We start from the raw sequence: 13,746 nt of genomic DNA, 5'->3' as shown, positions 1-13,746 counted from the left end.
TCACGCGTCCCGTCCACGCGTCCCGTCCACGCGTCCCGTCCACGCGTCCCGTCCACGCGTCCCGTCCACGCGTCCCGTCCACGCGTCCCGTCCACGCGTCCCCGCCCGGAGCGTAATTGATAGGCGCGGCGGGAGGGGGCTGCCCATCAATCCGCCGGCGGGTGGAGTCGAGGACGTACCAGGTCCAGAGGCGGCGGAGGACGAGAGCCGGCGCCGGTCGAACGGAGTCCGCCATCTCCTCCACCGCCGTACGCAGCCGCCCTGTCGCGGAGCGTCCCGTCGCCCGTGTGCCGGACGAGCCCTCCCGGTACACGCACCTGCTCGCGCCCGCCGCCCTCGCGCTCGTGCTCGGCCTGTGGGGCATCCGGCGCGCGGGCACGCTGTGGGCCGACGAGGCGGTGACGCTGGAGATCGCGCTGCGCGACGTGCCGGAAATCTGGCAGACGCTGGGGACCGTCGACGCCGTCCACGGCCTCTACTACCTCCTGATGCACGGCATCTTCGCGCTGTGGCCCCTGGAGGGCGGTCCGGGGCTCGTCGCCCTGCGCCTGCCGTCCGTCCTCGCGACGGCAGCGGCGTCGGCGGGCGTCGGCGCGCTCGGGGGACGGCTGGCCGGGAAGCGCGTGGGGCTGCTGGCGGGGCTGGTGTTCCCGCTGCTGCCGGTGGTCCAGAGATACGCCCAGGAGGGCCGCTCGTACGCGCTGGTGTGCGCGCTCGTCACCTGGTCGACCTGGCTCCTGCTGCGCGCCGTGGAACGCCCTGGCCGCCGGAGGCTGTGGGCGGCCTACGCGGCGGTGCTCCTGGTGACCTCGCTGCTCCACGAGTTCGCGGTACTGACCCTGCTCGCCCACGGAGCAACCCTGACCCGCTCGTCGATCCCCGCCACGACGCGGCGGGCGTGGCGTCTCGCGTGCTGCGCGGTGTTGGCAGGACTGGCACCGCTGGCGATCTTCAGTCTGCCCCAGTCCGCCCAGATCGACTGGATCGGCCCCCCGACCCCGCTGGAACTGCTGTCGTTCGGGGGCCTGTCGGCTCTGGGGCTGGCGTGCGCGTACGCGGCGTCGAGGGATGGGCGAGTGCGTGGGGGCGGGGGCGCGCGTGCGGCGGCGGGTGCCGCGGCCTCCGACCCCGGCGACCCGTCCCGCCTCGTCGGCCGGCCCGCCGTTCGTCTTCCGGCCGACGCCGCCTCCGGGATCTCTGTCGCCAGGACTGCCGCCACGGCCGCCGGAGCTGCGCTCGTGGATGGCTTCGGCGGTCGGCCCGCCGGTCCTCGTGCGGGTACGGCGGTCACGGCCTCCGGCCCCGACCGCCTGGATCCCCTCGGCGATCGGCGCGCCGGGCGTCTTTCGGACGGTGCTGCCGCCCGGCCCGCCGACGGTGCTCCGCAGCGCAGCTCCGGGACCTGTACCGCCGCGGCCTCCGGCCTTGGCGGCCGGCCCGCCGTTCGTCTCCCGGTCGCCGCCGCCCGGCCCGCCGGCGCCGCTCCGGAGCGCCGTTCCGCGCCCGCCCCCGCCCGAGGCCCCATCTCCCTCCCCGCCCTTGCGCTGCCCCTCCTCGTCCTGCCCTCCGGGCTTCTCATCGCGCTCTCGCCCCTGCGGCAGCTCTACGTCGACCGGTACGTCCTCTTCTACGCCGTCGGGCTCGCGCTCCTCGTCGCCGTCGCCATCGACCGGGTGGCCCGCTCCCGGCGGCATCGGCTCGTTCCGTACGGGGTCGTCGTCCTCGCGGTGGCGGCGGTGTTCGGCGCCCTCGTGCCCGTCGGGGGGCATCTGCGTGGCCCGGACAGCCGTAAGAACGACGTCGTCGCGATAGCCGAGGCCGTCCGGGAGACGGCGCGGGACGGGGACGGGCTGATGTTCATGCCCTCGCGGCGGCGGGTCTGGACGCTCGTGCGGCCCGCGGACTTCCGTGGCCTGACCGACCTGGCCCTGCGACGCGACCCGCGCGCCTCGCACACGCTGTACGGCACCGAGCTGCCCGCGGCGGAGATCCGCGAACGGGTGCCGGACTTCCGGCGCATCGTCGCGGTCCACGACGTCGCGGGCCAGCCGCTGGACGACACGGCCCAGGAGGTGGCGAAGCGCGCGGCGCTGCGCGAGGGGTACGAGGTGTGCGGCACCCGACGGGTCACCGGCGCGCAGATCACCGTCTACGCCAGGCCCGGTGCCTGCTGACCTCGCAGGCCCCTCCAGCACCTGGCTTAAGGTGTGCGAAGCCGGATGAGGGGACGAACACCAATGCCCGCCAGCGGAGCTGTGACCCGCAACACCCTGCGGCAGCAGATCGCGGACGCACTGCGTGACGAGGTGCTGGCGGGGCGTTTGCTTCCGGGCGAGGAGTTCACCGTCAAGCACATCGCCGAGCAGTACGGCGTGTCGGCGACCCCTGTCCGGGAGGCGCTGGTCGATCTGTCCGCGCAGGGGCTGCTCGACTCCGACCAGCACCGGGGCTTCCACGTCCACCAGTTCACCGTCCCCGACTTCCGCGCCATGGTCGAGGCGCGCTCACTGATCGCGGACGGCATCTTCCGCCGGATCGCGGTGAACGGGGTCAGGCGCGTGCAGTCGGAGACGCTGGTGTCGGTACGGCGCCGCGCCGAGGAGGCCGGGCGGGCGGCCAAGGGCGGGGACCTGGACATCCTGATCGGATACGACCTGCGGTTCTGGCGGGAGCTGGCCGCGCTCGTCGCGAACCAGTACATCTGCGACTTCCTGCACCGGATGCGCGTCCAGGCATGGGTGTTCTCCGTGCCGTTCCTCCGCGCCGACGACGCCTGCCGCGACTGGCTGTGGAGCGGGCACGAGCAGTTGGTCGACGCGATCACGCTCGGCGACACGGAGGCCGCGCGCACGGTCGTGGACGCCTGTGACGCGCACGCTCTGGCGTGGGCGGACCGGCTGGAGCCGGAGCAGCCGGAGCCGGGACGTCCGCGGAAGTGAGCGGCTACGCGATGAGTGGACGTACGGAACCGGGCACGGATCCCGACCCCGCCATACCCGGCCCCGCCCCGTCCGGCGACTTCAGCGGGGACGACGGCGCCGGAAGCGCGGTGGACCTGACCGTCGTCGTCCCCGCGTACAACGAGGAACGCCGGCTGCGCCCCACCCTCGACGCCATCTGCGCACATCTGCGCGCCGACCCGGATCGCTGGGGCGACTGGGAGCTGATCGTCGTGGACGACGGCTCGACGGACGGCACCGCCGCCGTCGCCGCGGAGGCCGCATCGGACGAGCCCCGCATCCATGTGCTGACGAGCGACGAGAACCGCGGCAAGGGGTACGCCCTGCGGCAGGGCGTACTGGCGTCGTACGGCAGGCGCGTCCTGGTCACGGACGCCGATCTGGCGACGCCGATAGAGGAACTGGACGCGCTGGACGCGCTGCTGACGCCCGACGACGAGGCGTACGCGGACGAGGCCCACGCGGACGAGGCGCCCGAGCGTGAGACGTACGCGGACGAGGCGCCCGCGTACGACGACACCCCCGCCGCCGCGATCGGCTCCCGCGCCCTCCCCGGCTCCCGCATAGACGTGCACCAGCGCCCCCTGCGCGAATGGCTCGGCCGCCTCGGCAACCGCCTCATCCGGCTCGTCGCCGTACGCGGCATACGCGACACCCAGTGCGGCTTCAAACTCTTCGACGGCGACAAGGCGCGCGCCGCCTTCGCCGCCTCCCGCCTCGACGGCTGGGGCATAGACGTCGAGATCCTGCGCCACTTCCGCCGCGCGGGCTGGCCCGTCGCCGAGGTGCCGGTGCGCTGGTCGCACCAGACCGGTTCGAAGGTCCGGCCGGCGGACTACGGCCGCGTACTGCTGGAACTCCTGCGGCTGCGCACCCGCACCCGCCCCGTGGACCTCGCGGTCGCCGGTCTCTTCCTCCTCGCCTCCGTCCTTCTCTACAAGGGCCTGTGGACGGATCTCGACCGCGCGTACCTCGCCGACTCCATGCAGGACCAGAACCAGTGGGAGTGGTTCTTCGCCGTCACCGCCGACAACGTCGCGCATCTGCGCAATCCGCTCTTCACCACGTATCAGGGCTATCCCGACGGCGTGAACCTGATGGCGAACACGGTCATGCTCGGCCTGTCCGTCCCCCTCACACCCGTCACGCTCCTCTTCGGCCCGACGGTGACATGGGCACTGGTCCTCACGCTCGGTCTGACGGGCACGGCCGTCGCCTGGTACTGGCTGTTCGTACGCCGCGTCACGCGCTTCCGCCCGGCGGCGGCCCTCGGCGCGGCGCTCGCCGCGTTCGCGCCGCCGATGATGTCGCACGGCACCGCGCACCCCAACTTCCTCGTGCTCTTCATGATCCCGGTGATCATCGACCGTGCGCTGCGGCTCTGTTCGAACGACGAGCGGCGCGTCGTACGGGACGGCGTCCTGCTCGGCCTCTTCGCGGCGTACCAGATCTTCCTCGGTGAAGAACCCTTGCTGCTCGCCGCGATGGGGATGCTGATCTTCGCCGTGTCGTACGCGCTCGCGAGCCCCGACGTGGCGCGCGTCGCGGTGCGACCGCTGCTGCGCGGGCTCGGCGTCGCGCTGGCGGTGTCTCTGCCGCTGGTCGCGTTCCCGCTGTACTGGCAGTTCTTCGGCCCGCAGAGCTACCACAGCGTCCTGCACGGCGACAACGCCGGCAACAGCCCGCTCGCCTTCCTGGAGTTCTCCGGCCGCGCGCTGTTCGGCGACGAGACGCGCGCCGACTCCCTCGCGATGAACCGCACCGAACAGAACGCCTTCTACGGCTGGCCGTTGACCGCGCTCGCCTTCGGGATCGTGGTGTGGCTGGGGCGTTCACCGCTCGTGAAGGCTCTGACGGGCACGGTGCTCGTGGCCGCGCTGCTGTCCCTGGGGCAGAAGATCCGTATCCCGTTCACCGACGTGGTGCTGCCGGGACCCTGGCGCGCGCTGGCGCACCAGCCGCTCTTCGAGTCGGTGATCGAGTCCCGGGTGGCGATGATCTGCGCCCCGGCGCTCGGCGTCCTGATCGCGCTCGCGGCGGCCCGGATCGCGGACCTCGAACCGCGTGCCCACCGGGTGGTGGGGCTGGTCGCGGTCGTCGCCGCGCTGCTGCCGATCCTGCCGACGCCGCAGCCGGTGCGGGAACGGGCGGAGGTGCCGCGGTTCATCACGGACGGCACGTACCGGCACTTCGTCGCCGAGGGCGAGAGCGTCGTGCCCGTACCGCTGCCGAGTCCGGCCGAGGCGGACGCGCTGCACTGGCAGTCGTCGACGGGCTTCGGCTTCTCGGTGCCCGGCGGCTACTTCAACGGCCCCTGGGGCCCCGACCGGATGGGCATCTACGGCGCGTCGCCGCGCTACACCTCGAACCTGCTGCGCGATGTGCGTTACGGCGGCCGGATCCCGGACATCGGGACGAGCTGGCGCGAGCAGGCGAAGCTGGACCTGGCGTTCTGGAAGGCGGGCGTGGTGGTGCTCGCTCCGCAGGACAACGACGAGGCCCTGTACGAGGTCGTGTCGAAACTGCTGGGGCGCCCGGGGGAGCGGATGGGGGGTGCGTGGGTATGGGATATCCCGAGAGCGCGTTGACGAGTACGGCGAGTACGAGGTCGCGGCGGGTGGGTCGGGCGGTCAGCGCCCGGTCGGTGCCGGTCGTGCCGGCTGTCTTCGCTGATCGCGTTCGCCGCATTACGCTGACCCGACGGTCGGGTTCGTACGTACGTGTACGAACCTGACGCAACCCGACGGAACCCGTTCGAACTCGTTGGAGAGCGAGCCTCCCTTGGCCTGTGACCTGTGGTTGGTCCCCCTCGTCGACGTGCTGTGCTACAGCCCCGACAACCCCTTCGCCGAAGAGATCGCGGTCTACGACAAGGCACTCGGCGACGCCGGGCTGCCGTCCGTCCCTGTCTTCGCCTACATGCCCGGCCTCTCGGGCGACGTCGCACCCGTCGCCGGCTTCGACTACGACGCGCTGCACTTCCTGCGCCGGGCGTATCTGCTCCAGATGTGCGGCCTGGCGGTGACGCCGGTGGGCGAACTGGGCGGTGACTACGAGCAGTTGCTGGAGATGTTCGAGGCGACGGCCCAGCAGTCGCATCTGGTCTGGCACTACGACCACGCGGGCGCGTACGTCCCCGTGGATTACGCGTCCCCGCTCACCAACGAGGAACTCCTCGCGGGCGGCGGCCCGCTGGGCTCGACGCAGGGTCTGCTGCGCGAGCTGGAACTGGTCGCCCCTTCGATCGGCATCGACCCGGCCAACCCCCCGGCCGCCCCGGCCCCGCCCCAGGGACCCACGTCCCTGGAGGAACCGGCGGGCCCGATCCCGTACGACGACAGCCCCTTCGCCCGCGAACGCCACGTCTGGCTGGGCCTGCACGCGGCGGCGACGCGGAGCCTGGGTCAAGGCTCCATGATCATCTTCAGCTGACGAGCACAGCTGACGAGCACGATCGACGGACGCGGTCGACGAGCGCACCGGACGGGCCGCACAGCCCGTCCGGCGCTTGCCGAACACACCGCCCACCGGGGCCCGTTACGTGAACCCCCGCACCGCTCTCTACCGCACATCCGGCGGGCGCTGCCGCGGCATGTTCGGGCGCGTGCCCGGCGGCAGCGGGAAGCGGCCCGTCGGCATCCCGCCGCCCTCCGTCCGCGCCGCCGTACTGCCCATCGCCAGCGACTGCGTCACCAGCGGCGCGGGCCCGGCCCGGTACTCCACCATCCAGTCCGCCGTCTCCGCCCGCACCAACTCCGTGACGTCCTCCGAGAACCGCCGCAGCACCCCCAGGCACCGCTCCGCCGCGTCGCCTGCCGTGCCGTCCGACGGCCCGAGCACCTCCCGTACGCACTCCGACGCCCAGTCGTACTGGAGCGCCTGCAACCGCCGCTCCACCGCCTGCGCCGTCGCGACGTTCCGCATCCAGCCGGACGTCAGCCCGAAATACCGGTCGCAGCCCAGACAGGCCGCCGCCAGCAGCAGCGCGAGGTACCCCCAGCCGGTGGCCCCGCCCAGCACATGCGTCAGGTCCAGCAGCGGCAGCGCCGCGCCCGCGACGGCGCCGAGCGCCGTCGAGGCCCGCAGGGCCCGCGCGCAGCGGCGTTTGCGTACGCGCTCCGCGTGGTAGCGGGCGACCGTACGCAGCGCACCCGCCTCCGCCCACCGGTACAACTCGTCGAGCCGCCGCGCGGGCTCGCTCCAGTCCCCGGCGGGGAAGGCCCCGGTGAGAGGGTCCCCGAGGGCGCCCAACGGCACGGGCCCCGGCCCCGGCCCCGCGGCGTGCGTCCGTCCTCCACCCCCGCTCCCGTTCACACTCCCCGGCGCACCCCGCGGCACGCCGTCGTCCCGGGCCTGCCCCCCGGGCTGCATGTCCGGCTGGCTCACCGGCACTCCTCTGCGTAGCTGCGTGACTCGGCGGAAGATGGAGACGTAGAAGGTCGAGAACTCAAGAACTCAAGAGCTCGATGAAGAAGGCGTGGAAGACGTGGAAGCGAACGCGTACCGCACTTCCTACCGCCGAATGGTGGGCGCCGCGCCCGAAATCCGGGCGGTTCCACCCCACGGGGCCCGTGATCAGGTAGAGGAGCCGGGCACTCTCACCCGAAAGAGTTCGTTCCTGCGGGTAGGGCGGGCCACGTGGTGACCACGTAGGCTCGACCTGCCGAACAACCGACGTCGATATGCCAGGAGTGACCGTGATTCCCGGTGGTGGCCAGCCCAACATGCAGGAGATTCTCCAGCAGGCCCAGAAGATGCAGCAGGACCTCGCGGCGGCCCAGGAGGAACTGGCCGCGACCGAGGTCGACGGCCAGTCGGGCGGCGGTCTCGTGAAGGCCACCGTCAACGGCTCCGGTGAGCTGCGTGGCCTCGTCATCGACCCCAAGGCGGTCGATCCCGAAGATACGGAGACGCTCGCCGATCTCGTCATCGCGGCCGTCCAGGCGGCGAACGAGAACGCGCAGCAGCTCCAGCAGGAGAAGCTCGGTCCGCTCGCCCAGGGACTCGGCGGGATGCCGGGCATGCCCTTCTAGGGAAGCGCCGTAGCAACTACGGTACGAGCAACTACCGTACGAGCAGGACCAATACCCACCTCTACCCCGCACCTCAGGAAAGGCAATCCGTTGTACGAAGGCGTGGTCCAGGACCTCATCGACGAACTGGGCAGGCTGCCCGGCGTCGGTCCCAAGAGCGCGCAGCGGATCGCCTTCCACATCCTCCAGGCCGAACCGACCGACGTCCGCCGCCTCGCGCACTCCCTGCTCGAAGTGAAGGACAAGGTCCGCTTCTGCGAGGTGTGCGGCAATGTGGCGCAGGAGCAGCGCTGCGGCATCTGCCGCGACGCGCGCCGCGACCTGACGGTCATCTGTGTCGTCGAGGAGCCCAAGGACGTCGTGGCCATCGAGCGCACCCGCGAATTCCGCGGCAGGTACCACGTGCTCGGCGGCGCGATCAGCCCCATCGAGGGCGTGGGCCCGGACGACCTGCGGATCCGTGAGCTGCTGACCCGTCTCGCCGACGGTGCGGTCACCGAACTGATCCTGGCGACCGATCCCAATCTGGAGGGCGAAGCGACGGCCACGTATCTCGCACGCATGATCAAGCCGATGGGCCTGAAGGTCACACGCCTTGCCAGCGGTCTGCCCGTGGGGGGCGACCTGGAATATGCCGACGAGGTCACGCTGGGGCGTGCCTTCGAGGGGAGACGACTTCTCGATGTCTGACGCAACGCTGCACTCCACCACGCAGGACCCGGACGACTTCGCCGTTCAGATCGCCGATCAGGTCGAGAGTTTCATCGTCGCGGTCACGGAGGTCGCGAAGGGCGACGAGCCGGACAGCGCCGTGCCCTTCCTGCTCCTGGAGGTCTCCCAGCTGCTCCTGGCGGGCGGCCGGCTGGGCGCGCACGAGGACATCCTTCCCGACGAGCGGTACGAGCCCGACCTGGGCCCGGAGCCGGACGTCGACGACCTGCGCGAGCGCTTCGCGGTGATCCTTGAGCCGATCGACGTGTACTCGGAGGTCTTCGACCCGTACGAGCCCCGCAAGGCGCCGGTCCCGTGCCGTATCTCCGACGACGTGGCCGACATCGTCGCCGACCTGCGGCACGGCATGGCGCACTACCGCGCGGGCCGGACGACCGAGGCGCTGTGGTGGTGGCAGTTCTCGTACTTCTCCAACTGGGGCTCCACCGCCTCGGCCGCCCTGCGCGCCCTCCAGTCCCTGGTGGCCCACGTCCGCCTCGACCAGCCCCTCCCGGAGCTTGACGGCCTGGACACGGACCAGGACCTGGGCGAGGACGCGCTCGCGGAGGAAGCGGGCAAGGTGATGGCGGAGGAACTCGGCGCCCTGGGCATGCGCCCGGTGGCGGACCCGGCGTAGGGGTTCTTGGGCGGGCGGGGCGGGTACGTGGCCTCTCCGGTTGCACGGCGGCCGGGCGGCCGGCTCGGCCCCATGTCGCGGCGCCGCATCCTTCAGGTCTGTCCCAACGGTGCCCGGACCCGCGCCGACCACCCCCGCCTGCCCGTCTCCCCGGCCGAGTTCGCCGCCGCCGTGCGGGGCGCCGTCGCGGCCGGGGCCGAGGACATCCATCTGCACCCCAAGGACCGCGACGGCAGGGACACCCTGGCCGCGCCCCACGTCGCCGCCGCGCTGACGGCGGTGCGCGCCGCCGTCCCCGGCATTCCGGTCGGCGTCACGACCGGCGCCTGGGCGACGCCCGACCCCGAGCGGCGGGCCGCGCTGGTCCGCGCCTGGACCGTCCTGCCGGACCACGCCTCGGTGAACTGGCACGAGGACGGCGCCGACCTCGTCGCCGACGCCCTCCTCGACCGGGGCGTCGGCATCGAGGCGGGCCTCTACTCGGTACGGACGCCGTCCGCCGCTTCCACGCCTGGCCCTCGGCCCACCGGGTACTGCGGCTGCTGGCCGAGGTCACCGACACGGACCCGCACACCGCCCCGGCGACGGCCGCCGCGCTCCTCGCCGAGCTGCGGAGCCGGAGCGGGGATACGCCCGTCCCGGTCCTGCTGCACGGTGAGGACGGCTCGGCCTGGCCGGTCCTGCGGCTGGCGGCGGCCGAGGGCCTGTCCGCCCGTATCGGCCTGGAGGACGTACTCCACCTCCCGGACGCCACCCCCGCCCCGGACAACGCCGAACTGGTCAAGTGCGCGACAGCCGCAACTCGAACCCGGCCGCCCGGCGAGACTTCACCCGTGCTCAGCAACCCGAGTGGCGAGGGACCGGCAACAGGGGCAGAGTGAATTGCCACCTTTCCCCACTCTGACCGTCTGACCGTCAAGGAGTGAACAGTTGTGAGTGGACAGTTCGAAGCAGTGACCGAGATCGACCGGCCGATCGAGGATGTCTTCGCGTATCTGGCGGAGGGCACGAACGATCCGGAGTTCAGTCCGCGCGTACAGAACATCACCAAGGAGCCGGCGGGCCCCACGGCTGTCGGCACGGTGTTCCGGAGCACGGTGAAGGACGCGGGGATGAAGACCCAGCGCGAGCTGCGGATCACCGAGCTGCAATCGCCATCAAGAATCCGCTGGGCGGAGACCTCGAAGAACGTGGTGACCTCTCGGGACGGCGGTTACGACCTGGAGGCGATCTCGGACGGGAGGACGCGGGTGCGGCTGTTCAACGTCCTGGAGGGGCACGGCGTCGGCAAACTGCTGGTGGGCTTCGCCCTCAGCGCGGCCCGCAAGGACGCCCCCGGTTTCGGCGAGCGCATCAAGAAGGCCGTCGAGTCCTCCTGACGACCCCGAAGCTTGAGCCTCGGGCTTCGAGCCCTCTTTCAGATCGAACGGAAGTCGAGTGCTGCCCTGCGCGCGCCCGCACACCCCCAGGCCAAGCGCTCCCGCTCGCCGACCTGCTCATCGCCGCCACCGCTCAGCGGCACAAGGTCACCGTGTTGCACTACGACGAGGCCCACGACCAGATCTCCACGTACGGCGCGTAAGCCGAACGGCCCACAGCCCGAACGGCGTGATCCGCGTGTGACCCGGCCCACGTTCCGCTTACGTTCCGCGTGGCCCGCGTCAGACCGGGCATGGATGTCCACCGGGCAGCCGCACCGCTTCCTGGGTGATCACGACGTGAGCGGGACATCTCACGATGCGATATTTCCTAAGCGGAATGCGGCTGCTCGTTAGACTGAGCCGACCGCAGTGATGGACGACTGCGGCATGACTGATCGAGGAGCGCACGTGGGCCTTGTCGTGCAGAAGTACGGAGGCTCCTCCGTTGCCGATGCCGAAGGCATCAAGCGCGTTGCCAAGAGAATCGTCGATGCCAAGAAGAACGGCCACCAAGTGGTCGTCGTGGTATCCGCGATGGGCGACACGACGGACGAGCTGACCGACCTCGCCGAGCAGGTGTCCCCGATCCCCGCGGGTCGGGAACTGGACATGCTGTTGACCTCGGGAGAGCGCATCTCCATGGCACTGCTCGCCATGGCGATCAAAAGCCTGGGCCACGAGGCCCAGTCGTTCACGGGCAGCCAGGCCGGAGTCATCACCGACTCGGTCCACAACAAGGCGCGCATCATCGATGTCACGCCCGGCCGCATCCGTACCGCACTGGACGAGGGCAACATCGCCATCGTCGCCGGATTCCAGGGTGTGTCCCAGGACAAGAAGGACATCACCACGCTCGGCAGGGGCGGCTCGGACACCACGGCCGTCGCCCTCGCCGCCGCGCTGGACGCCGAGGTCTGTGAGATCTACACCGACGTCGACGGCGTCTTCACCGCCGACCCCCGGGTCGTCCCGAAGGCCCGGAAGATCGACTGGATCTCCATCGAGGACATGCTGGAGCTGGCGGCGTCCGGCTCCAAGGTGCTGCTGCACCGGTGCGTCGAGTACGCACGCCGATACAACATCCCGATCCACGTCCGCTCGTCCTTCTCCGGACTCCGCGGCACCTGGGTCAGCAACCAGCCGCAAGGGGACCAGCAGGTGGAGCACGCCATCATCTCCGGAGTCGCCCACGACGTCTCCGAGGCCAAGATCACCGTCGTCGGCGTCCCCGACAAGCCGGGCGAGGCCGCCGCGATCTTCCGTTCCATCGCGAACGCGGAGATCAACATCGACATGGTGGTGCAGAACGTGTCCGCCGCGTCCACCGGGCTGACCGACATCTCCTTCACCCTCCCCAAGACCGAGGGCCGCAAGGCCATCGACGCCCTGGAGAAGGCGAAGGGCACCATCGGCTTCGACTCGCTGCGCTACGACGACCAGATCGGCAAGATCTCGCTCGTCGGCGCCGGTATGAAGACGAACCCGGGCGTCACGGCCGGCTTCTTCGAGGCGCTGTCCGAGGCGAACGTGAACATCGAGCTGATCTCGACCTCCGAGATCCGTATCTCGGTCGTCACCCGCGCCGACGACGTGAACGAGGCCGTCCGTGCCGTGCACACCGCCTTCGGGCTCGACACCGAGTCCGACGAGGCCGTGGTCTACGGCGGCACCGGACGATGACCGGAAGTCGCGGAAGCGCGGGCCGATGAACGGCCGGCCGACGCTCGCGGTCGTAGGCGCGACCGGGGGCGTCGGCGCCGTCATGCTCCAGATCCTGTCGCAGCACGCCGACGTCTGGGGCGAGATCCGTCTTCTCGCCTCACCCCGCGCGGCCGGCCGCAAGCTGGCCGTACGGGGCGAGGAGACCGAGGTCGTCGCGCTCAGCGAGAGCGCGCTGGCCGGCGTGGACGTCGCGCTGTTCCTCGTACCGGACGCCGTGTCCGCCCAGTGGGCACCCATCGCGGTGTCCCAGGGCGCCGTCGTCGTGGACGCGTCCGCCGCGTTCCGGATGGACCCCGACGTACCGCTCGTGGTGCCCGAGCTGAATCCGCATGCCGCCCGGATCCGCCCGCGCGGCATCGTCGCGAGTCCGGGCTGCGCCACGCTGTCGATGATCGTCGCCGTGGGCTCGCTGCACGCCGAGTTCGGGGTGCGCGAGCTGGTCGTGTCCTCGTACCAGGCGGTCAGCGCCGCCGGACAGGACGGCGTCTCGGCGCTGCGCCGGCAGATGTCGGCCGTGGCCGGTACGGAGCTGGGGACGAGCCCCGGTGACGTACGGCGCGCGGTCGGCGACATCACGGGGCCGTTCGGCGGGCCGCTGGCGCTCAACGTCGTGCCGTGGGCGGGCTCGCTCATGGCGGACGGCTGGTCGTCCGAGGAGATGGCGATCCGCGAGGAGACCCGGAAGGTCCTCGACCTGCCCGATCTGAAGATCGCGGTGACGTGCGTGCACGTGCCCGTGATCACCGCGCACTCGCTCGCCGTGCACGCGCGCTTCGAGGGCCCGGTCACGGTCGACCGGGCGCACGAGATCCTGGCGACGTCGCCGGGTGTGGTGCTGTTCGACAACCCGGCGGCGGGCGACTTCCCGACACCGGCGGACGTGGTCGGCACCGATCCGACGTGGGTGGGACGGGTCCGAAGATCGCTGGACGACGAGCGGGCGCTGGAGCTGTTCGTGTGCGGCGACAACCTCCGCAAGGGCGCGGCGCTCAACTGCGCGCAGATCGCGGAGGCCGTGGCCGGGGAATTCGCGGGCGCGTAGCGGGAGCGGGGCATCGCGCGTAGACGGGGTCCACCGTGCCGTGATGAGCTGCACCGACAGCGGGGAACCCACCCCGAGTTGACCGCTCGACTCTTTGTAGAATCTGTGAACGCCCTGTGAGCAAATCGCTGGTCTGTACCACTTGAACTGGGGTGTTCCGGTGGCGGACGATGCTCTTTCGACTTTCCGCAACCGCCGGTTGACCGGAAGCGTCTAAGCG

General features: G+C 71.3%; 11 protein-coding genes and 1 pseudogene. 11 read left to right on the top strand and 1 reads right to left on the bottom strand.

The window, feature by feature from the left end:
- The first annotated feature begins 287 nt into the window (after positions 1-287).
- From ACFWHU_RS17610 to ACFWHU_RS17595, 4 genes are all read left to right on the top strand, one after another.
- Positions 288-2,174: a hypothetical protein gene (locus ACFWHU_RS17610; protein WP_387225472.1), complete on the top strand. Its 1,887-nt coding sequence runs from the start codon at positions 288-290 to the stop codon at positions 2,172-2,174.
- A gap of 63 nt (positions 2,175-2,237) precedes the next feature.
- Positions 2,238-2,939, top strand: coding sequence for a GntR family transcriptional regulator (locus ACFWHU_RS17605; protein WP_385797826.1), 702 nt, complete (start codon positions 2,238-2,240; stop codon positions 2,937-2,939).
- Positions 2,940-2,950: 11 nt separating this feature from the next.
- Positions 2,951-5,548 (top strand): glycosyltransferase, encoded by a 2,598-nt coding sequence (locus tag ACFWHU_RS17600; protein WP_387225471.1) that lies wholly within the window; start codon positions 2,951-2,953, stop codon positions 5,546-5,548.
- Between the two features lie 193 nt (positions 5,549-5,741).
- Positions 5,742-6,392: a hypothetical protein gene (locus ACFWHU_RS17595; RefSeq protein ID WP_385797822.1), complete on the top strand. Its 651-nt coding sequence runs from the start codon at positions 5,742-5,744 to the stop codon at positions 6,390-6,392.
- Positions 6,393-6,521: 129 nt separating this feature from the next.
- On the opposite strand, the gene ACFWHU_RS17590 is transcribed toward ACFWHU_RS17595, so the two are convergent.
- Entirely contained in the window at positions 6,522-7,346 is an 825-nt protein-coding gene (locus tag ACFWHU_RS17590) for an SLATT domain-containing protein (protein WP_385797820.1), read from the bottom strand.
- A 311-nt stretch (positions 7,347-7,657) separates the two neighbouring features.
- On the opposite strand from ACFWHU_RS17590, the gene ACFWHU_RS17585 reads away from it, so the two are divergent.
- The 7 genes and pseudogenes from ACFWHU_RS17585 (at position 7,658) to ACFWHU_RS17555 (ending at position 13,526) form a co-directional block, all read left to right on the top strand.
- Positions 7,658-7,993 (top strand): YbaB/EbfC family nucleoid-associated protein, encoded by a 336-nt coding sequence (locus tag ACFWHU_RS17585; protein ID WP_078075883.1) that lies wholly within the window; start codon positions 7,658-7,660, stop codon positions 7,991-7,993.
- 90 nt (positions 7,994-8,083) lie between these two features.
- Positions 8,084-8,683: a recombination mediator RecR gene (recR, locus tag ACFWHU_RS17580; RefSeq protein ID WP_385797818.1), complete on the top strand. Its 600-nt coding sequence runs from the start codon at positions 8,084-8,086 to the stop codon at positions 8,681-8,683.
- Entirely contained in the window at positions 8,676-9,341 is a 666-nt protein-coding gene (locus ACFWHU_RS17575) for a DUF5063 domain-containing protein (RefSeq protein WP_381904802.1), read from the top strand. Before recR ends, ACFWHU_RS17575 begins: the two co-directional genes overlap by 8 nt.
- A gap of 87 nt (positions 9,342-9,428) precedes the next feature.
- Positions 9,429-10,222: pseudogene (locus ACFWHU_RS17570) on the top strand (3-keto-5-aminohexanoate cleavage protein).
- Positions 10,223-10,273: 51 nt separating this feature from the next.
- Positions 10,274-10,720 (top strand): SRPBCC family protein, encoded by a 447-nt coding sequence (locus tag ACFWHU_RS17565; protein ID WP_385797813.1) that lies wholly within the window; start codon positions 10,274-10,276, stop codon positions 10,718-10,720.
- A gap of 450 nt (positions 10,721-11,170) precedes the next feature.
- Entirely contained in the window at positions 11,171-12,442 is a 1,272-nt protein-coding gene (locus ACFWHU_RS17560) for an aspartate kinase (RefSeq protein WP_078075877.1), read from the top strand.
- Positions 12,443-12,467: 25 nt separating this feature from the next.
- Positions 12,468-13,526, top strand: a complete 1,059-nt coding sequence (locus ACFWHU_RS17555; RefSeq protein WP_387225470.1) for an aspartate-semialdehyde dehydrogenase — start codon at positions 12,468-12,470, stop codon at positions 13,524-13,526.
- Positions 13,527-13,746 lie beyond the last annotated feature (220 nt).

Origin of the sequence: Streptomyces sp. NPDC060366 (assembly GCF_042725135.1) — a bacterium.
Classification (GTDB): Bacteria; Actinomycetota; Actinomycetes; order Streptomycetales; family Streptomycetaceae; genus Streptomyces.
Note: the sequence above shows the minus strand (reverse complement) of the source record. Positions and strands in the feature narration are given on the sequence as shown.

Excerpts from the sequence above, each read along its gene's own strand:
- ACFWHU_RS17605 (WP_385797826.1), top strand. The coding sequence starts at position 2,238 with ATGCCCGCCAGCGGAGCTGTGACCCGCAACACCCTGCGGCAGCAGATC.
- ACFWHU_RS17600 (WP_387225471.1), top strand. The coding sequence starts at position 2,951 with ATGAGTGGACGTACGGAACCGGGCACGGATCCCGACCCCGCCATACCC.
- ACFWHU_RS17575 (WP_381904802.1), top strand. The coding sequence starts at position 8,676 with ATGTCTGACGCAACGCTGCACTCCACCACGCAGGACCCGGACGACTTC.
- ACFWHU_RS17555 (WP_387225470.1), top strand. The coding sequence starts at position 12,468 with ATGAACGGCCGGCCGACGCTCGCGGTCGTAGGCGCGACCGGGGGCGTC.